General features: G+C 52.4%; 15 protein-coding genes. 5 read left to right on the top strand and 10 right to left on the bottom strand.

Going from position 1 to position 19638, the window contains the following annotated elements:
* Nucleotides 1–118 precede the first annotated feature (118 nt).
* From BUB30_RS00865 to BUB30_RS00855, 3 genes are read left to right on the top strand one after another with little or no spacing between them, the layout of a single operon-like run.
* Nucleotides 119–619, top strand: coding sequence for an RNA polymerase sigma factor (locus tag BUB30_RS00865; RefSeq protein ID WP_073129964.1), 501 nt, complete (start codon nt 119–121; stop codon nt 617–619).
* On the top strand, nt 612–1574 hold the full coding sequence (locus tag BUB30_RS00860; RefSeq protein WP_073129961.1) for a FecR family protein: 963 nt from the start codon (nt 612–614) through the stop codon (nt 1572–1574). Before BUB30_RS00865 ends, BUB30_RS00860 begins: the two co-directional genes overlap by 8 nt.
* Nucleotides 1571–3967, top strand: coding sequence for a carboxypeptidase-like regulatory domain-containing protein (locus tag BUB30_RS00855; protein WP_073129958.1), 2397 nt, complete (start codon nt 1571–1573; stop codon nt 3965–3967). Before BUB30_RS00860 ends, BUB30_RS00855 begins: the two co-directional genes overlap by 4 nt.
* A 79-nt stretch (nt 3968–4046) precedes the next feature.
* Here the strand turns inward: BUB30_RS00855 and BUB30_RS00850 are convergent, their stop codons facing one another.
* From BUB30_RS00850 to BUB30_RS00820, 7 genes are all read right to left on the bottom strand, one after another.
* The gene (locus BUB30_RS00850) at nt 4047–7517 is read right to left on the bottom strand and encodes a ThuA domain-containing protein (protein ID WP_073129955.1); all 3471 of its coding nucleotides are present in this window, start codon (nt 7515–7517) and stop codon (nt 4047–4049) included.
* Nucleotides 7518–7745: 228 nt separating this feature from the next.
* Nucleotides 7746–8045 (bottom strand): AtuA-related protein, encoded by a 300-nt coding sequence (locus tag BUB30_RS00845; protein ID WP_073129952.1) that lies wholly within the window; start codon nt 8043–8045, stop codon nt 7746–7748.
* On the bottom strand, nt 8042–9364 hold the full coding sequence (locus tag BUB30_RS00840; RefSeq protein ID WP_073129949.1) for an acyclic terpene utilization AtuA family protein: 1323 nt from the start codon (nt 9362–9364) through the stop codon (nt 8042–8044). The genes BUB30_RS00845 and BUB30_RS00840 overlap by 4 nt, the downstream gene beginning before the upstream one ends.
* Complete coding sequence (locus BUB30_RS00835) at nt 9361–10656, bottom strand: CitMHS family transporter (RefSeq protein WP_073129947.1); 1296 nt, start codon at nt 10654–10656, stop codon at nt 9361–9363. Before BUB30_RS00835 ends, BUB30_RS00840 begins: the two co-directional genes overlap by 4 nt.
* Nucleotides 10657–10813: 157 nt before the next feature.
* Complete coding sequence (locus BUB30_RS00830) at nt 10814–12331, bottom strand: carboxylesterase/lipase family protein (protein WP_073129944.1); 1518 nt, start codon at nt 12329–12331, stop codon at nt 10814–10816.
* Between the two features lie 265 nt (nt 12332–12596).
* A complete protein-coding gene (locus tag BUB30_RS00825; protein ID WP_073129942.1) occupies nt 12597–13268 on the bottom strand; it encodes a cupin domain-containing protein in 672 nt (223 codons plus the stop codon).
* Nucleotides 13269–13283: 15 nt separating this feature from the next.
* A complete protein-coding gene (locus BUB30_RS00820; RefSeq protein ID WP_073129939.1) occupies nt 13284–14024 on the bottom strand; it encodes a dioxygenase family protein in 741 nt (246 codons plus the stop codon).
* 188 nt (nt 14025–14212) lie between these two features.
* On the opposite strand from BUB30_RS00820, the gene BUB30_RS00815 reads away from it, so the two are divergent.
* Together BUB30_RS00815 and BUB30_RS00810 are read left to right on the top strand one after the other, a co-directional pair.
* Nucleotides 14213–15289 (top strand): sensor histidine kinase, encoded by a 1077-nt coding sequence (locus BUB30_RS00815; RefSeq protein ID WP_178376985.1) that lies wholly within the window; start codon nt 14213–14215, stop codon nt 15287–15289.
* On the top strand, nt 15286–15978 hold the full coding sequence (locus BUB30_RS00810; protein ID WP_073129933.1) for a LytR/AlgR family response regulator transcription factor: 693 nt from the start codon (nt 15286–15288) through the stop codon (nt 15976–15978). Before BUB30_RS00815 ends, BUB30_RS00810 begins: the two co-directional genes overlap by 4 nt.
* Before the next feature lie 54 nt (nt 15979–16032).
* Here the strand turns inward: BUB30_RS00810 and BUB30_RS00805 are convergent, their stop codons facing one another.
* The 3 genes from BUB30_RS00805 to BUB30_RS00795 form a co-directional block, all read right to left on the bottom strand.
* Nucleotides 16033–17139, bottom strand: a complete 1107-nt coding sequence (locus tag BUB30_RS00805) for a hypothetical protein (RefSeq protein WP_143164715.1) — start codon at nt 17137–17139, stop codon at nt 16033–16035.
* Nucleotides 17140–17159: 20 nt separating this feature from the next.
* On the bottom strand, nt 17160–17786 hold the full coding sequence (locus BUB30_RS00800) for an ABC transporter ATP-binding protein (protein ID WP_073129927.1): 627 nt from the start codon (nt 17784–17786) through the stop codon (nt 17160–17162).
* Between the two features lie 140 nt (nt 17787–17926).
* The gene (locus BUB30_RS00795) at nt 17927–19447 is read right to left on the bottom strand and encodes an IPT/TIG domain-containing protein (protein WP_084137818.1); all 1521 of its coding nucleotides are present in this window, start codon (nt 19445–19447) and stop codon (nt 17927–17929) included.
* Nucleotides 19448–19638: the final 191 nt, after the last annotated feature.

Below are 19638 nucleotides of genomic sequence, written 5' to 3'. Positions count from 1 at the left end.
CCATGTTCTAACAACTTTCTATAGTTAGTTCTTGCCTCACCCCGGGTCTTTCTTGGGGATTTCAAAAAAAAGCCTTTCTTCCTGTTATGTTTTTTGATTTTCACCGTCTACCATCCGGATGCATTCAGAAGAATTCAAAAACAATGTTCTGCCCTTAAAAGGCGCCTTGTACCGGTTTGCTAAGTCGCTGCTGAACAATCCAGAAGAGGCTGAAGACTGTGTACAGGAAATATTTCTGAAGCTCTGGACAAGACGAGCATCTTTGAGCACGATCGCGAACCTGAAGGCTTACACCCTGCAAATGACGCGCAACCTATGTCTCGACAAGCTTAAAAGTACGAAGCACATGATGCTGGATGTCGAACAAATCGCGATTGCATCTGATGTGAACCTGCATCGTCAGTTAGAGGCTCGGGAAGCGGTGGCACTGCTGGAACATTTGGTCAAAAGACTACCGGAGTTGCAACGTACGGTCCTCCATTTGCGCAGTGTCGAGGGGCTGGAGATCAATGAAATTACCGAAATAACAGGAATGCGCGTGGAACATGTGCGCGTTACGCTATCACGGGCACGCATAACACTTCGGCAAGCGTATGAAAAATATACCGGTCATGGATAAAGAAAAGTTGGACGATCTGATCGCAAAATATTACCGCGGCGAAACCTCGCTGGAGGAAGAAGAGATTCTTTTGGCGCACTACAACCGTGTGCCATCTGACCTTTCAGCCGACCGTGCGCCATTCCTTTATTTCGATGCCAAAAGAAAAGAAGAACCGTCAGCGGCTTTTGCCGATCGAATAGAAGACCTGATGGGCAATATGCTCGCCACAAAAATCACCCGCCTTGGCCTGATGCTACGAATTGCTGCCGTACTTATTGTGGGGCTTGGTTTGAGTTGGTATTTTCTATCGACGAAAGGCGCCAGCGGAATTCAAATCCTGACCACAAAAGCGGGAGAGCAAACCCGTATCGTTCTGCCCGACAGCACCGTGGTTTGGCTAAATGAGACGACGGAGCTGCAATACCCTGATCCTTTCCAGGAACAGCAAAGAGATATCTGGCTTAAAGGTGAGGCTTATTTTGAAGTGCACAGCAATACAGCGCAGCCTTTTATCGTGCACACGGGGGAAGTTTCCACCACCGTCGTGGGCACCGCCTTTAACCTGAGGAGCTACGAAAACGAACAAACCCTGGCGCTCGATGTCACCCACGGGAGCGTTCGTTTCGGAGCAGAGAAAAACGTTGTCGTGGTGCAGGGTCAAGGTGCTCGTTTTGATTTGAAGCATCGCGAAATAGAGACCACGCCGTCAAATCCCAATGCCCGTGCGTGGAAGACGCGGCAACTGGCGTTTGATGGAACTGCGATGCGCGACATTCTTCTCGACCTGGAGCGCTATTTTCATGTGCCGTTCGAAGTCGAAGACCCGGCGTTACTCCGATGTACATTCACGGGAACATTTCAAAATGCCACCCTGGAGGAAGTTCTCGGTGCCATCGGCTACAGCCTTCACGTTCACTACACGCTTCAAGGGGGAAAGTATATTTTATCGGGACAAAATTGCGAAGGAAAATGAAACTACTGTTCACCACCGTTGCGCTCTTGATCTTGCTATGCACCGCCTCCCGAGGGCAGGATCTTAACCAAAGCGTTTCCATTTCATTCTATGATATGCGCTTTGAGCGGGTTCTTTCGGAATTGACTGCGCGATATGATCTGAAGTTTTCCTATAGCCCGGAAGGGGTTGAGCTGAATAAAAAAATAACGCTTTCCATCGAACGCATCCGCCTCGATGATGCGCTCGACAGAATTTTCAAACAAGCCGAAGTGGAATACACCGTCGTGGGTGAACAGATTGTGTTGAGAGATAAACACAACTTAGAGAAGGGTTTCGTTGTGCGAGGAAAAGTTATCGATGGCCCGTCTGGAACACCCCTCGCCCTGGCCTCGGTACGACTCGATGAAACGGGTATTGGCGTAGCCACCAATCATGATGGTGACTTTATTCTACACGCTCCCGCACAATACGCAGGTAGCAAAATAACGGTGTCCTATATCGGCTATCAGTCTTTCCGTTTTTCATATTCACCGGATAAAAATATAGTGACGATATCCTTGGAGCCGGCATCAACACAACTCGGCGCGGTCGTGGTTACATCGAAAACCGGCCACTCCATTCTCGAAGAAGCGATTGCTCGTATCCATGAGAACTATGACACAGGAAAAGTCATCTACACCTACTTCATACGGGACCTTGCCCTCGAGGACGGCGATCCCATCGAGGCCAGTGAGACCGTCTACCAGGCCTACCGCGAATCCGCTGCACCATCGGCTGACCGCCAGGTCAAAGTGGTGAAAGGGCGAAGGGTGAAAGATTTCCATGCCGTGCAGGGTATTCTGCAAACCTTCATTCGATGGACGGGATTCGAGATCGGTCTGAGCACAGATATCATTTTCTCAGCCGAGTTGAAGAACTCCCGGAACAACGATGAATTTCCGGGTGCTAACTTTTTAAGACAACATGATTTCGAGCTGGAGGGGACGAGCATGCTGGATGACAAAGAAGTTTATGTCGTTTCATTCGATCAAAAAGATGCCTATAAAAACAAAGCGTTATATAAAGGAAAATTCTACATCGACACCGAAAGCCTGGCGTTTGTCCGCACGGAAATGGAGCTTAGCCCCAAAGGTATTCACCAGGCAAAATTCTTTGGAACGTCAAAGGGCGCCGCCATGCTTTTTGGCTATTCGCATTGCGCCGTTCTTGGGCAAAAGTCTATCACAACCTATAAAGCCTGGAAAGGCAAGTGGTATCCGGCCAGCGTCGGCGTTTCCTGGAATGCAAGTCTTGCAAAACCGAAGACAGATTTCTTTTCCGAGATCCTTTTGACCGGCGACGTGGTGGTGACCGGCATTCAGACCGGCAATGTCGAACCCTTCCATCCCTCCGAAGTGCTCACCGCCAAAGATCAACGCAACTGGGAATATCTTTACCGGCTCGCATTCTGGAATGAGATCAACGCCATTCCTCCGGATGCCCCAATGGAAGATGCGTTTCAGACCATCGCTTTGAAAAATAAGAAAAATGGGGTCGACATGAACTTCTGGCGAAGATATCAACCCTATAAAAACGACCGCTCATTGCTGTTGCGTGATTCTATGTTATGTCAACAGGCATCCACAACCACTGGCGGCTCCCAGGTTGTAGCCTCACGCCTTGGGGGCGAGAGCATCAACAAGTTCTCTGCGCCAAAATATCCAGCACTCAATCGTACTTTGGCAACAAAACATTTCGTGCTATCCTTTCTCGCAGAGGACTCGGCCAGTGCCCAGGCGGTGGCCGTTGTTCTTGAAAATAATTACACGAGGGTGCTCGGTAGTTTTGGTATCGATGCCTTACCCGGACGGGTGCAGGTGGAGATCTATCCCGGCATCGAGAACTATCATTTTGCAATCGGACAACCCGGGGCTGCCGACAGCGATGTGGGTATGGCGGTGGATGATCAATCCTTTAAGATGGTTTCGCCCGGCTATCCCGGCCGTTATCACACGCGGGAGAGTCTTCTCAAAGCAGCGATCCACGAGTTTACCCATTGTGTGCATTATCGATTCATAACGCAATTGAGTGAGTCCGATCCTACCCGGTTCGAAACTACCGATGACGCAGCATGGCTATTTGAAGCCATGGCCAGTTATGTGGCGCAGCAATCTTATTCTCCAAAAAAATTTGAATACCTGCGCACAGGGAAATACCCAACCCTGAAAGAGCTCAACGACGTAGACGGCAATGGCAAGATCTACGACATCGGTTTTCTGCTGATTGAATTCATCGAAACGACATGGGAAGAAGAAGGCCTGTTAAACGTATTGGCCCAGAATGGTGATCTTCAAGCGGCGCTTGGCCTGGGTGACCGCGAATTTGAAAAAAGGTTTTACAGCTATCTGAGGGATAATTTTTTAAAGGAATAGCTCACAGCGTCCCCTCAGAAACCCCGTTGATGTCGTGCCACGTTGCCCGGGCACAACACCAACAAGTTTCTTTGAGATCTTATTTCATCGCCACCACCGGACTCTTCGGATTGTAGCTGAAATTTATTTGCATCAACACATATAGCATCTGGCCACCGGCTGCTTTTTCATTCTTGTATAGAAAATATACATCGTGAAAACCGGAGACAGGTTTCAGTTTCGCCATGGCGATAGTCGGTGCGGCGGGACCAGGACCAGCGTTCGCGGCGGGAACAATGGCCGACGATTCGCCGATCACCTCACCCGTGGGACTGTCGATCCGTATTTCAATCGTGCCACCGACCATGCCGTATTGCTTGGCGGCCGATGTAACAAACGTAGCCATGTCTACGCCCGACAGGTCGAAATGTTTGAATCCGATGTAGGCATTGTTCTTCTGACCGATCATCATTGTGAAGGGCACGCCGGGAAGTTTGAACTTTTGAATACCATCGTTGGTGTCGGCGCTGCCGGCATCGATGGTGGCGCTCCGGAGCATCAGCGTTTTTTCGGCGCGTGCAGGCGGCAAACCGTTGGCGCCCTTGTCGGAATACGATGCACGGATCAGGTACGTTCCACCCGCCTGGCCTTTTTCAAGTTTGGTGGTGTAGGTGCCCTTCGACGGCAAGGAGGTTTTGACAACAGGTGATCCCAGGCTCAACACATAGTTCACCATCTCTGTAGCGTCCGCGAGCGAGATCTGTGGGTGGGCTGCCATGTTCACTTCGCCCCAAACACCGCCACCGCCGGCGATCACTTTCTTGGCCAGCCTGTCGGCAGCCTTCAGATCGTCTTTGTATTTCTTGGCCACATCCATGTACATGGGGCCGATCGATTTTTTGTCGATCAAGTGACACGACTTGCAATCGCTTTTCTCCATCAATGCTTTGCCCTTGATGAATTGCGCGTTGTCGTCGGCGTTCATGTGCCCTTGTACGATCTGGGTTTTATCAAACCCTTCCGCCAGGTAGTCGATGTTGACCGAGACCTCGCCGGCAGCGATGCCGTTGTCCAGCGTGCCGTCTTCTTTGTCGCTCACCTTCACTTCGTAGTCAAACGATTGGTTGGGGAAGAAGAAAGTCTGGTTGCCCCGCGTGATGTTAAAAGTAACTTCCGGGGGTTCGTTGCCGGCTTGAATTTCCAGTTCGCGGCTGGTCTTCTCTCCGTTTCCATCGTCCACTTCAAGTGAGGCTTTGTAGGCGCCGGGTTTATCGAACGTGAAGTCCATGTCGGCCTCGTTCTTGGTAACCAATTCTTTGCCGGCGCTGTCGCTGATCTTCCAGGTGTATTTCAACGCGTCGTGATCATAATCTTTTGTTCCGGTCGAGGTCAGCTTCACCGTCATGGGCACAGCACCTTGTGGTTTGTCTACCGCCATCTGCACCATCGGCGCGCGGTTGCCTCCGTTGTATTCGATCTTCACCAGGCGGGCATCGTCGTTGCCCTGGAACCAGGCAGTGCCATATTCCAGCATGTAGAGATCGCCTTCGGGGCCGAATTCCATATCCATGGGATTGCTAAAGCGATGACTGGGCATGAAGCGCTCCATGGAAACGTAGTTGCCTTCGGTGTCCATGGTCACGGCGATCACCCATCCCCGCATCCATTCGTAGATAAAGAGTTTACCTTCATAATAGTCGGGGAAGGCTCTTTTGGCTCCCTTGAAATCGGAAGAATAAAATACAGGCCCTGCCATCGCGGTCCGTCCGCCCTTACCGACCAACGGGAATTCTTTCGACTCGTCGTAAGGATACCAGATAAACGCTTTTTGTGCGGGTGGCAGCTCCGTTAGGCCGGTGTTGTTTGGAGAGTTGTTGATGGGTTTTTCGGGATTGAATTTCTCACCCACTTTCTTTGTAGCAAAATCGCGCTCGTAGTAGGCCTGGTTGTCGCCCACAAAATAGGGCCATCCAAAAAATCCTGGCTTGCGGGCCTGGTTGATTTCGTCATAAGCTCTTGTTCCGCGACCGACAGAGTCTTGCCCTGCGTCCGGTCCCACATCGCCCCAATACAGGAAGCCCGTATGTTTGTCGACGGAGATCCGATAAGGATTTCTTCCTCCCATCATATAGATCTCGGGACGCGTTTTCTCCGTGCCTTTTGTAAAGAGGTTTCCTTCAGGGATGGTATAAGATCCGTCTGCTTCCGGATGGATGCGGATCACTTTACCGCGGAGGTCGTTGGTGTTGGCCGAACCCTTCTGGGCATCCCACGGGCTTCTTCCCGGACGTTCGTCGATGGGTGCATACGCCGTGTTGCGTGGACTCGTGTTGTCGCCGGTGGAAAGGAAAAGGTTTCCGTGGGCATCGAAGGCGATCGAGCCACCAGTGTGGCAGCATTGCTCGCGTTGTGTCTTCACTTCCAACACCACTTTTTTCGACGCTTCGTTGAGCTTGCCGTCTTTGAATTCGTAGCGCGTCAAAGTGTTTTTCGCTTCGTCGCCGGCCGGGGAATAGTAGAGATAGATCCAATGGTTCTCGCTATACTTCGGATCGATGGCCAACCCCAGCAAACCGTCTTCCGCTTCGGACTGTCCGCCATCCTTAAATTTATATTTTGTGCTGACGTCGATCTTCGTAATGAGCTTGGTCTTGTTTTCCGTGGGATCATAGAGTTTCACGTTGCCTCTTCTTTCCACAAAAAGCACCTGGCTGTTGGGAAGTACGGCGAGCTCTACAGGCTCCTCCAGTTTTTCGTCCAGCACAATCTTGGTGAACCGGTTTTCTTCGGGCACGCGTTTCGTCTTCACGAGTTTGTAGTCGAGCTCAACGGGCTTGTCGCCGCCCAGCACATATTGCAGACCGCCCCAGATGTGTCGCAGCACCAGCGGATCTTTAAAGCTTTCGTCGGTGTGGCCCATGGCGGTGTAGAATGCACGGCCGCCGTCAAATTCATGATACCAGGCCATGGGGTGGTCGCCATTGTTGGTGCCGCCTTCGTATGACTTTTCGTCGATCTTCACCAACACATGGATCTCCGGATTGATGTTCTTGAAATTGTAGAACTCATCCGTGCGCTGCCATTTGTCGGGAAGCGAATCGGACGCCGGATGTTTGTGGTCGACCGTCAGGAAATCGGCGGTTCGCACGTTCGGGTTGTTGGGGTGGCTGGTGAAATAGGCGCCAACCAGTTTGCCATACCACGGCCAATCGTATTCCGTATCGGTGGCGGCATGTATGCCCAGGTATCCACCACCCGCCTGGATGAAGCGTTCAAAATCGTTTTGTTGTTCCTGGTTGAGCACATCGCCGGTGGTGCTCAGGAAGAGCACGGCGTCGTAATGCTTCAGGTTGTCTTCATTGAAGTTCGCCGCATTTTCAGTGGTGTCTACGGCAATGTTGTGTTTTTGGGCCATCGCCTTTATGGCCTCAATTCCCGCGCCGATGGACTCGTGGCGGAATCCCGCAGTCTTGGTAAAGACCAGGATGCGGACCTCGTGTTTGGGTTTGCTGCACGACAGCGCCAGAAACATCAGGAGGATGGTAACTAAGCTTGCGTTTTTTCGGGTCATAGTGTAGGAAAGACTATTGTGTAACTTTGACACAATATATAGTTAATTCAGGAAATTGCAACGCGGATTTGGGTGAGCGGTGAATGTGGGATTTGCGGATTTCTTTTCACCGCCCTCCCATCGCTGAAGCTTCGCCGGGCAAGCTCGGAATCGCGAAAGCTAACTCAAGTTTTAAAAAGTAAACGAAAGGTATCGGGCAAAATACGCCAGGGTCGTCCTTACGCCGTCTTATATCTTCATCTCCAGCAAGGCATAGCTTAACGTCTTGCCGTGTGCATCCATGCGTAACGAGGTGGTGACACCGCCGCCGAGGGCATCGTAACAGACAAAGAGCAACGACGCTATGTTGGGAAGCTCATAGCGGATGATGTCGCCCTTTGCGATCTCCTTCAAATGTTCTTTGACCTTTTCGGCGGTCACCTTTTCGCAGAGCAAGGGGTAATCTTTTTCGTGGTAGGCGATGAGCGACAGGGTGAGCGTGTTGCCCTTGTCCCCTGCCCTGCTGTGGGCGATGTCGTAGAGTTTCATGCGGTGAACAAGGTTACGTGATGGGTCACTTTGCTTCGCGGGATCAAGGTGGAGACGATGCCCACCACATCCTGCACATATTTTCTCACACCGCCACCACCACCCGGTCCATTGGTGTACAGGGCTTCCACTTCCTCGCCAATGCGCGACGCCTGCTGAAACGAGGGCGCTTTGCCGGCAACGCGAAGGCGTACTTCATAGGGAATGTTGGCCTGGTGAAGACGGTCGTCGTGCACAGAATTTTGGCCGATGAGATCGATCCGCAATTCCGGGAACGCATCCTTCAATCGCTCCCGCACAATTTCTCCGGCCAGCGTTGCCCGCGCAACAGCGTTTGATCCTGCATAGGTGATCTCTCCCTCGCCCAGGTGGAAGGCCTGGTAGCCCACACTCACTTTGTAGGTATCGGGTTTCTGTTTTCCCTTGCCACCGGCCACCTGCACGCGGTTGCCTCCCAGGTCTGTCAATTGCACGGAAGAAAAATCGGCGATGACATCGGGTGTAAAATATTCATACGGGTTCACCACCTCGTATAACAATTGTTCCTTGGCCGTTTGCAAATTGATGATGCCACCGGTGTTGTCGACTTTGCCGATAATGCCCCGTCCTTCCGGCCATACGTCCACGAACGGGTGGCCGAGCTTGGCCATGCCGGGAACGTCTTTCTTTCCGGGGTCCGCAAAATAGCCGCCGGTGATCTGCCCCGCGCATTCCATGAGATGACCCAACACGGTGCCTTTGCCCAACCGTTCGAAGTCATCCAATGACCACCCGAACGCCACGATCATCGGCGCAATGAACAGCGATGGATCGGCCACGCGGCCAGTGATGATCAGGTCTGCCTCTTGTTGAAGCGCCTCGATGATGCCCGGGGCGCCGAGGTATGCATTGGCCGACAGCAGCGGGCCAGAAGCCGACAGGGGTCGTCCAGTTTCCATGGCTTGATCTTGCGGATCAATTTTATCCAGTACGTCATCGCCGGTAACGGCCGCTACTTTTACCTTTACGTTTTTGCGACGGGCGATCTCTATGATCTTCTGTGCAGCAGCCAGTGGGTTGGCCGCGCCCATGTTGGTGATGAGCCTCACTTTGTTTTGAAGCAGGGGAACGAGCAGCGACTCGATCCTTCTTTCCAGCAACGGGTCATAGCCCAACGACGGATCCTGCCGTTTTCTTTTTTGCGCCAGTGCAATGGTGCGTTCGGCCAGGCATTCCAACACCAGGTAGTCCAACCCGCCGCGCTCAACCAAAACCAGCGAGGGGTCGAGCCGGTCGCCGGAGAATCCTGCGCCACATCCGATCCTGATCTTTTCCTTCATAGATGTATCGATCCGGTTAACAACGCCACCAGGGTCATCACCAGCGTGGTGCCCATGGCCCATTTGAAAACAAATTTCTGGTGATCCCCCAGGTCCACTTCGCAGAGGCCCACCAGCAAAAACGTTGACGCCGTTAACGGACTCAACGGAAAGCCTACCGTCATTTGTCCCAACAATGCCGCGCGGCCGATCTCCAGGGGATTGACCTGGTAGTGTTGTGCCGCCTCGCTCAACACCGGCACGACACCGAAATAGTAGGCATCCGGTGTAAAAAGCAAGCTCGAAGGCATACTCGTGATGGCTGTCAACACTGGGAGCAACGAGGCATGTTGTTCGGGAATCAGCGACACCAGCGCCGAGGCCATGGCGTCGATCATCTTGGAGCCGGTAAGAATGCCCGAGAAAATTCCCGCCGCGAAGATCATACTCGACACCATGAAAATATTTGAACCGTGACTTTTCATCACCTTCTGTTGATCTTTTAGTTTTGGATAGTTGATGAGCAGCGCCATGCAACTGGCGATGATAAACAACACGGGTGTGGGCACCCACCCTTTCATCAAAATAACGATAAGCGAAACCGTCACTACAGCATTGACCAGGATAAGCTTCGGGCGGCGGAGCGATCGTTGTTCGTCGGTGAGGGATGTATGATGATCATAGTCCAGGTGGACTACTCCCAATCGCTTTCGTTCTCTGCGACCCAGGATATAGGCCACGGCAATCACCCAAAGCGCCCCACCGATCATGGCCGGAATGTTGGGGTTGAATAGTTCCGTCGCATTTGAATTCAGTGTCGCCATAGCGCGCGCCGAAGTGCCCGACCAGGGCACAAGGTGCATCGGGCCCACGGCCAAGGCGACAATGCCGGCCAACACCAGACGGTCCATCTTCAGTTCTTTGTAGATGGGAAGGAAAGCGGAGATCACAATCATGAAGGTGGCGGTGCCGTCGCCATCGAGGTGGACGATCATGGTGAGCAAAGCGGTGCCGATCACCACGAGCAACGGATCGCCTTTCACCTGGCGTATGATGAATACAATCACCGGGTCAAACAATCCCGCGTCGAGCATGATGGCAAAGTAGAGCACGGCAAACACCAGCAGTATCCCGGTCGGTGCCACTTGCTTGATCCCTCCCAGCATCATCTCGGCCAGGTCCTTCATCGGAACACCCGCGATCACCGCGAAGATGATCGGCACAAGCACCAGCGCCGTGATGACCGACATGCGTTTCGTGATGATCGTTACAAGGAAAAGGGCAATGGTGGCAAACCCAAAGAAAGCAAGCATGGAATTTATTTTTTAGTGGGAGAACGCAAGATGATAAAGTCGGCGACGTATTCCATTTCCCTTCGCATTCCGGGGAGCCAGCTGGAAATCGTGTAGGATCATATTGGCGGGTGAAATGGATCTACTTCGCCGTGACCTTTACCAGTCTTTACATTTCTTATGGATTTACGGATTTCAAAAATTCAAATTCCGCCGCATATTTTCCCGGCTGTGCCACAGAGACAACCCCCAGATCCTGGATATTGCCACCCGCGGCTTCGTATTTTTTCCATTCCGGCAAGCCCTTTCCATTGGGATCGCCGGTCTTCACAAAATTGATCCAATACGACGACATATACGCTTCCACCTGGCGATCCGCTTCCACCCAGGGCCGGTCCCAGTGCTTCAAGGTATGCAAAGCATAGGGAACTTCTGAAGTATGGAACGCGCCATAGTTCGGGAAGCCCGGTTTGTCGGTGGGAACGTATGTGAATTCATACACGTAGGTGTTATGCTGATTGGATAATGCCCATTCGCGATCGGGATACCCGGCAAACTGAAGCAACGCCAGCTTGCGCTGAGAAGCTTGGCTGCCGGCGTCGTCGTCTGCCGGAAAGAGCTTCAGAAATTCTCCTGCCCGGTTACCATAGCGGGTCTGGGCCGATGCCTTGAATTGGGCTGGCGACTGAATATTTCCTAACACCAATTCTGCATCACCGCTCACCCACCCGGCCACGACGGCCACATCGTTGTGTTGTTTATTTTTAAAGGTCGACCGTACATCGCCGGTCAATACATAGCCATCGACAATGGGAAAAAATGATCCAAACGGCAAGGTGTTGGCCAACGACAACAGGCTGTCGGCAGATAATTGGCGCAAAGCTTCAATGGATTCTGAATTTATTTTTTTCGACAGCGCCGTTCCGGTTTTCTCGGCCTCGCTCAACGGCGTCGATGGTCTGCCGGTCATGGCGCCACTTTCAGCAATCGCTCCGCGGAAAAGTCCCTTCGTCAACGGGCTGGCTACCAGCGCCTGGACGGCCATGGAACCGGCCGACTGGCCGGCAATGGTAACTTTGGATGGATCGCCACCAAAGGCGGCGATGTTGTTCTGTATCCATTGCAAGGCGGCCACCTGGTCCATCAAGCCATAGTTGCCAGAGCTTTCGTGTTCCGATTCGGCGGTTAGTTCAGGATGGGCCATGAATCCAAATACACCCAGACGGTAATTGATGGAGACATACACAATGCCGGCCTTTGCCAACGCCTCGCCGTCATACACCGGGCAAGCTCCCGATCCCGACAAGAACGCGCCGCCATGGATCCACACCAGCACCGGTCGCTTCTCTTCCGGCGATTTGGCCGCCGTCCAGATGTTGAGGAAAAGACAGTCTTCGCTCAAAGGTTTCGCAGGGGTGATAAACTCCTGCGTCCACATCATAAAAGGCTTTGGATCATTTTGTATCGGGCTCGCACCAAACGCCACGCAGGCCAAGGTGTCGGCCCACGGTTTCACCGGCTGTGGTTCACGCCAGCGGAGCTCATCCACTGGAGGTGCTGCAAAAGGAATGCCCTTGAAAATATGGACGCTATCTACCAGCGTTCCCGAGACCAACCCACCTTCCGTCTTCACAACAGGCCAAGTGTCCTGGCGCGCCTGCTCCTTGGGAGAGCAGGCTGCGCAGAGGACGGCCATTAGTACACTGTAAACTATTTTATGGCGCACGGTCTTATCGTTAATGTGTTCCTGAGATCAACAAGCATTCTTTGTGTCAATATTACACAAAGCTTTTTGAATTCCAAATGGAAAGGGACCGTCGTATTCAGATGTAACCCGCGTGTGGGGTCAGTCCGCCAGCTGGCGGACCGGGCGAAGAGTTACTTTTGTTAAATCACAATACATGTATGCAAAGGCTCCTCGATGGCGAAGGGATGAAAAAATTCAAGGATACGGGTGCTGACTACACTTCCAGGATCAGGACGATCGCGCCGTCGGACAGGGATTCGAAGTCGGCTTCGGTGACGGCGTTCAGGGCAAGGCCGTCGCGTTGCAGGAGGAGACGTTCTTTGAATTCGAAGGCTCCTTCCAGGACGAAGGTGAAGAAACGCGTGCTGCCTTCACTGGTTTTGAATGTGTGGTCCGTGCGGCCGGAGAATTTGCCGATGTGGGCCTTGATTTGGGGTGAGGCAAACAGGGTGTGCAGGGTGTTGATCGTGGTGAGATCAAACGGCAGCGTCACTGGCGGCTGGTCATTCCATTCGGGCAGGGTGATCCATGCGCAGATAAAATCAACCGATCCCGTCTCATACGGATTGGTAATGGTGAGCACCGAACCTCTGCGCCCGTTTATCCATGCCGTTTCGCCCGCCTCGACAAATTGATGGCCCGCTCCCATCTCGAAGTTGATACCGCCTGCGATGGGCAACAAAAGTAAAAGATAGTCATCGGTTAGCGAATAGGTGATGCTTGCACCCGGCATCAGGGCTTCGTCATTGAACACGCGCAGCGCACCGAACGGCTCGCGGTGTGCCAACTGATACGTTCCGAAATTAAAAGAATGGAAGCTGCGGTGCACTTGCGTTTGAGTGCACCCCCTCTTCTCCGCCAAATAAATCATAGCCTCCAGCTCCATCTCTTTTTTGTTTTTTTATGCGCTAACAACAATCGTGTGGGTCAGTGTAAAGCCATCGGCGACGCTTCCGGTTACCGTGGCCAGCTCGTTGGCAAGCGAATCGCTGAATACGTTGTCGCTCGCGTTGGAAGTGTCTTGGGTGCCTTTCGTATAGAAGTTGGTGGCCGTGGTGTAGACGGTATTGCAGACGTCGGTGGGGAAAGCGATTTGAGTTACCAGCAGCGATTTGCCGGTGGAATCGTAGATGTGCGCGTGAATGTGTGGCGCACGCCCGCTGTACCAGCCGGGGAAAATGGTCTTGAACGCCACCACGCCGTCGCTATTGGTTGACTGCCGGCCGCGGAGAAAGTGAACCGATTGGAAATTTACACTCTGCATACCCGATCCACCGTATTCAGAATAGTAACCGTCCCGGTCACAATGCCAGATGTCCACGATGGCGTCGGCCAGGGCGGCGCAGCTGTTGTTGCTATTCTGGATGGTGATGTTCACCACCATCTCGATGCCCGTGCGGTCGGAACGGATATCGACCATCACCAGGTCGGCCGGTGTCTTGGTGGGGAACGGGCCGGCGGTTTCGGATGGAGACACCGTGCAGGTTCCGGTTGACGTGGTGCCGCCAGTGGTGGTGGTCGTGGTCGTTCCTGTCGTGGTATCGGTGGCCGGTGTGGGGTCGTCATCCTTTCCGCAGGCCGCTACCAGCGGCACCATGAGACTACCAAAACCCAGGCGCTTAATAAATTCCTTCCTTTGCATAGCGTGTTATTTGTTAATTTGTGGTGATTGATATGGCAAAGTAACGCGACATAACCCGCGCCGAGTGCAGCCCCGGTCAACTTTGCGACGAATGCTGCGGATGTGACGAAGAACTCCACGCGAAAACGGATGCGGGAGTGATAATTTTACAGCGCGATCATTCCGTTATCAAAGCGATGCAAGGTTCTATGACAAAAAAGTACATCACTATCTTTTGGCACGTCCTGGGTTGTCTGGCGTTTCTCGTCATCCCCGTCTTCCTCTCGCCGCGTCCTCCCGGCATGCCCCTGCTATCGCCGGCCACGATGCGCGATTTCCTGGCCGACTGTCTCATGCTGGTCATCTTTTATCTGAACTTCTACCTGCTGATCCCCCAGGTCTACTTTCGCGGAAAAACATTTTGGTATGGGATGCTCATTTTGCTGGGATTTCTCACCATCACGCTGCTGCCCTCGCTCATGACCGGCTACGTGCCGTGGGATCCACCAACACAAATGCAACGGGGCATGCGCCCCCCGATAGATTCCCATGCCATTTCCGCCGTACCGGCAGCCTTGCCCCCCATGCGCAGCGATGCTTCCTTTCTCACACAAGTGAAACACAACATCTTCTTATACATCGCCGTGATCCTGTTCTCGATCCTCCTCCGGGTGAGGATGAAGCTGTTCGACACCGAGGTCCTGAAATTCAAGGCGGAGATGTCCACGTTGCGGAACCAGATCAACCCGCATTTTCTTTTTAACACGCTGAACAACATCTATGCACTCGCCATCCGCGAGAAATCGCCCACCACGGCATCGACCATCCTGAAGCTGTCGGGCATGATGCGCTATGTGGTCACGGAAACGCGCCACGAGTTTGTGCCGCTGGAGCGGGAAATCAATTACACGAATGACTATATTGACTTGCAGAAATTGCGCCTGACGAAGAACATGAACCTGTCGTATCGTGTCACAGGCGTGATCCGCGACCAGGAGATCGCGCCGCTCGTGCTGATGCCTTTCATTGAAAATGCATTCAAGCACGGCGTGAATCCCGATCAGGATTCGTTTATAAACATTCACATCGACGTGAACGAGAGCTTTGTGGAACTGAACGTAGAAAATCAAAAACTAAAGATCGACCACGAGCAACACGCCAAAAGCGGCGTGGGCATCGAGAATACCCGCGCCCGCCTGGAGTCGTTGTATGGCCGGAACTACACGCTGGCCGTCCACGAAGACCCCCTTCACTACCGCATCAAATTAACCCTCCGTCTCACATGATATCCGCCATTGCCATTGACGATGAACCCCTCGCGTTGGAGATCCTGGAAAGTTTCTGCGAACAGGTGGATTTTCTAAAACTCGAAAAAGCATTCACCCAAACCGCGGAAGCGCGCAAATACCTCGAGCGTTATCCCGTCGATCTTTTGTTTCTCGACATCAACATGCCCGCCGTTTCGGGCATCGAATTCTATAAGGGCCTGCCGCAACAAACGATGGTGATCTTCACCACGGCGCATGCGCAATATGCGGTGGAAGGCTTCGAACTGAGCGCCGTCGATTACCTGCTCAAACCGTATTCCCTGGAGCGCTTCACGACCGCGGTGACCAAGGCGCGCGACTATTTCAATTATCTGCATCAGCAGCCTTCGGTGGAGAAACATATTTTTGTGCGCTCGGAATACAACCTGGTAAAGATCGCCCTGGCCGAGATGGGTTATGTGGAAGGATTTGCAGATTATCTGAAGATCATTTTGGATAACGGGAAGACCATCCTAAGCCGGATGACCATGAAGGCCATTGCTTCGAAACTGCCGGCGAAGGAGTTTGTCAGGGTGCACCGTTCTTTTATTGTGCCGCTGTCGAAGATTGAATCGGTGCGGAATAAGATCATTTTGTTAAAGGGGGGAAAGGAAATTCCGATTGGGGTGAGTTATGAGGATGATTTTATGAAGGTGTTTGGGGCGTAGTGAGACTAGCCATATCCTGGCCTTCCGTGAAGAAATGTGTCGGGACAAGAGTGTTTAGGGGATTTGTTTGTAGTAGTGTTTTTGAAAGACGATCCACGAGGTCGTCAGGGTGACGATCACTAACGGCCAGAGTAGTTTCAGGACAATGGCGGCAAAGGAGAGAATGAAGAAGTAGAAAACCGCGTAGATAAATTTTTTGATGTCGAGGGCGGTGCGATAGAGCATGCTGCGCAACAGGAGGCCGGCACTCACATTGAAGATCAGGAGTCCCGACGCCAGCCCCGCTTCGAAGCGCGTGAAAAGCCACAAGATCTCGGGTAAGGTGAGCAAGACATACGTTAATCCCCAACTGGCGTATACGTAGATCTTACGGTAGGGAAAATTGAGCGAAAAGCGCAAGGCCGTATGTTCGAAGCGATAGGATTGATAGAGCAGCAACGCGTGCGCCATCACAAAACCCAAGGTCACCATCCCGGCAGCGCGCGTGTCTTCGCGAACATCGCTGAGAATGTGAAAACCGCCAATGATGGCCAGCGCGGACACCAACTTGGTGACGACAAACGCCACTTTCAATTTGTCCATCACAGCATACAGAAACAAACTAAAGAATGGCTTATTCCATCCCCGCACCAACCCGCTCAGCCACGACCCCTTGTTCGATTTGATCCTTCGGTTGATGACGTACACATACACGCCAGCACTGACGCCCGAAAGCACCACGATGTAAAGAACGATCAGCACAGGGACCACGTAATAGTGATACACCGCTCCCACCACGATCGAAAACAGCGCATACGTAATCATCGGCACCGAGATCAGCAATTGCACGACAAACCAACTCCCCGCCTGCCCGCGCCGGGTTATCGCGGTGCTGCTGTAGTACAGAAACTCGTTCGCTGGCGTCGCCATCTGGCCCAGCACATAGTCCCAGCTTTTCAACGTATAGAAGAACCAGGCAACGAAAACTACGATCACCATGATGGGTGAACTTAGGAGGGTCAGTACCAGGATCAGGTTGTAGAGAATACGGTCTGATGGGATGAGGTGCGTTTCGTTGAGCACGTTTATAAAGAATCCGTACGTGAGCAACGTCACAAAGAAAAACAACAACAACCCGGCATGCACGCGGTAGAAGCCTTTGACAAATATCTTTGTCAGCACAAGGGTAAGCGGCGAGACCATCAGGCGTTTGCTGTAACGGTTTGGTTTTCCACGGTCAGGGTGTCCGTCACTTGGGTCTCGAGCGGTTGATGGGATGAGAGGAAAAAGCTCACGCTCTCGTCGCGGTGCTTTTCTTCGATCCAGCGATACAGCACCTGCAAAGACACGGTGTCCATCGTGATGAGGGGCTCGTCCAGCAGGATCACATCGGGCTTGCCCAGGAAGGCCAGGGCAAGGGAAAGTTTTTTTAGCATGCCGCTGGAATAGGTTGAGAGCGGTTCGTTCACATAGGCGTTCATGTGCATGCTGTCCACGAGATAGTCCTGCTGCCGGGCCGGTGCGCGCTTGGCCGAAGCAAAGAGGTGCAGCATTTCTTTACCGGTCAGAAAGTCGGGGAACACGGGCTCGGCCTCTGCAAAGTTCACACGCCGCCGATACTCGACCGGATCTTTTTTTAAGCTGATCTTCCCTCCCAACGAAATCTCTCCATCAAAATCCAATATTCCCGCCGCCGCTTTCAACAGCGTGCTCTTACCCGTACCGTTGGCCCCTCTGACCCAAAATACGCCGGGCTTGATCGCAAGTTCATCAATGCTCAGCACGGTAAACCTGCCATAGGCTTTCCTGAAATTCCTGATCTGCAACATAGCCAGTATGTCGCCACCCCATGAATAGAATTACAAATTTTTTCGGTCTGACCTCACGAAAAAATAGTCGATCCAATAAAATCCGGATAAAAAAAGCCCCGGAAAATATCCGGAGCTTTCTATCCAATTGAAATGTCTATCTATTGAAACACCACTTTCATGATTTTCGGGCCATCGGCCACAAAAATATTGTTGTTCAGATCTACGGTAATACTGGTGGGCGTTGAGAACAACGCGCCATAGATCTGTGTAGGATTGTCGCTGTCGATAAGCCGACCCGTCAGCGTAATGACACGGCCCTCGGGCGTAATCATTCGCAGACTCTTACTGCCGGAGCTAGGCCACTCGATCACATACATATAACCGTCGCGGTTTATGGCAATGCCAACGGGGTGGTCGAAGAGCGCGGTGGCCAAGGGCCCGTCTTGTGTGCCCGCCGTACCCGTGCCGGCAAAAGTCGTTGTCACGCCGTCCTGGGTTATTTTCCGAATGACGTTGTTGCCATAATCGGCCACATACACATTACCCGTTTTGTCGAATGCTAAGCCGGATACACCGTTGAATTTCGCGGCGGTACCCGTACCGTTTTCAAATCCCTGCGAACTGCCAGCAAGGGTGGTCACTACTCCCTCAAGAGTGACCATCCTGATCTTGTCTTCATCAGACACCACCAAATCAAGGCTGGGGTGCAAAGCGATAGCGGTAGCTTGTGTAAAGCGAGCATCGGTGCCCTTGGCATCGACGTAGCCTGTCGATCCGTTTCCGGCGAGCGTGAAAACGGTGCTTTGGACCATCGTTCGCACCGAAGTACCCGAAGCGATATAGAGGTCACCGAAAAGGCTGGATGCCACGCCTCCCAAGCCATAGAACTGCGCCGTCAGGGCATCGCCATCATGGTAGCCGGGTGTACTTCCTGCTACGATCTCGCGTGTTCCGCCGGGGTAAAATCTCCGCACTACGGCATTCGATCTATCAGTCGCTATTAGCCCGTCGGAGGAAACAATGCTAAGTCCATACAGGTTGGTAAATTTTTGATCGGTGGTGCCGGTCGTGCCGTCAACATACGTCGATACATGCACCCAGGGCTTGATGGTAAAACCGGTTGTCGCCACAGTTGAATTACCAGTGTTCACGGTGATGTTACCCGAAGGTGCATTGATCGGGACAATCACCTTTATTTGCGTAGACGATGCCTCCAATATTTCGGCTTTGATACCCATGAACGTTACTTCATTGCCAGGTCCCGTCACCAATGCCGATCCGTTGATCACAACGGTAGCGCCCGCCGCCGCGCTGGCGGGTTCAAGGCTGGTGATGGTGGGAACCAAAAAGTCGGTTTGTGAATAGGCCGTCTGATCGCCCACCTTGACCGAAATTTTTCCGGTAGTGGCGCCCGGGGGTACCTGCACGGTAAGCTGCGTGGTCGAGGCGGTGCCTACGTTAGCGATTGCTCCGTTAAACCGGACTTCATTTTCCGATGCCGTGGCACTAAACGATACACCCGTTATTGTAACGTTGGCACCGTAAGGTTGTCCCTCACCCGGTGTAAACGATGAGATCACCAGCGAGGGTGCAGGTGTGTCAGATTCGTCGTTTTTGCAGGAGAACAGGAGAATGGAACATGCGAGAACATACAACAAATTCTTAGTGATAGTAGCCATAGCGTGATAAGACGATTTTGTTTACATTAACGTGATTGCGACGCAAAATAATCAAAATCAATAATGAGACGGTTGACGTGTATGATTATGGCGCATTTTGAAAATATTTGAGGCGCAGATGAACGTTACCGTAATAAATAACACCTTCCGGATTCATTAAGGATACGTTATCTTTCGAACATTAGTGATGC

It is taken from the genome of Chryseolinea serpens, from assembly GCF_900129725.1.
GTDB classification, from domain to species: domain Bacteria; phylum Bacteroidota; class Bacteroidia; order Cytophagales; family Cyclobacteriaceae; genus Chryseolinea; species Chryseolinea serpens.
The sequence above is the reverse complement of the archived record's forward strand: the minus strand, read 5'-3'. Positions and strand labels throughout refer to the sequence as shown.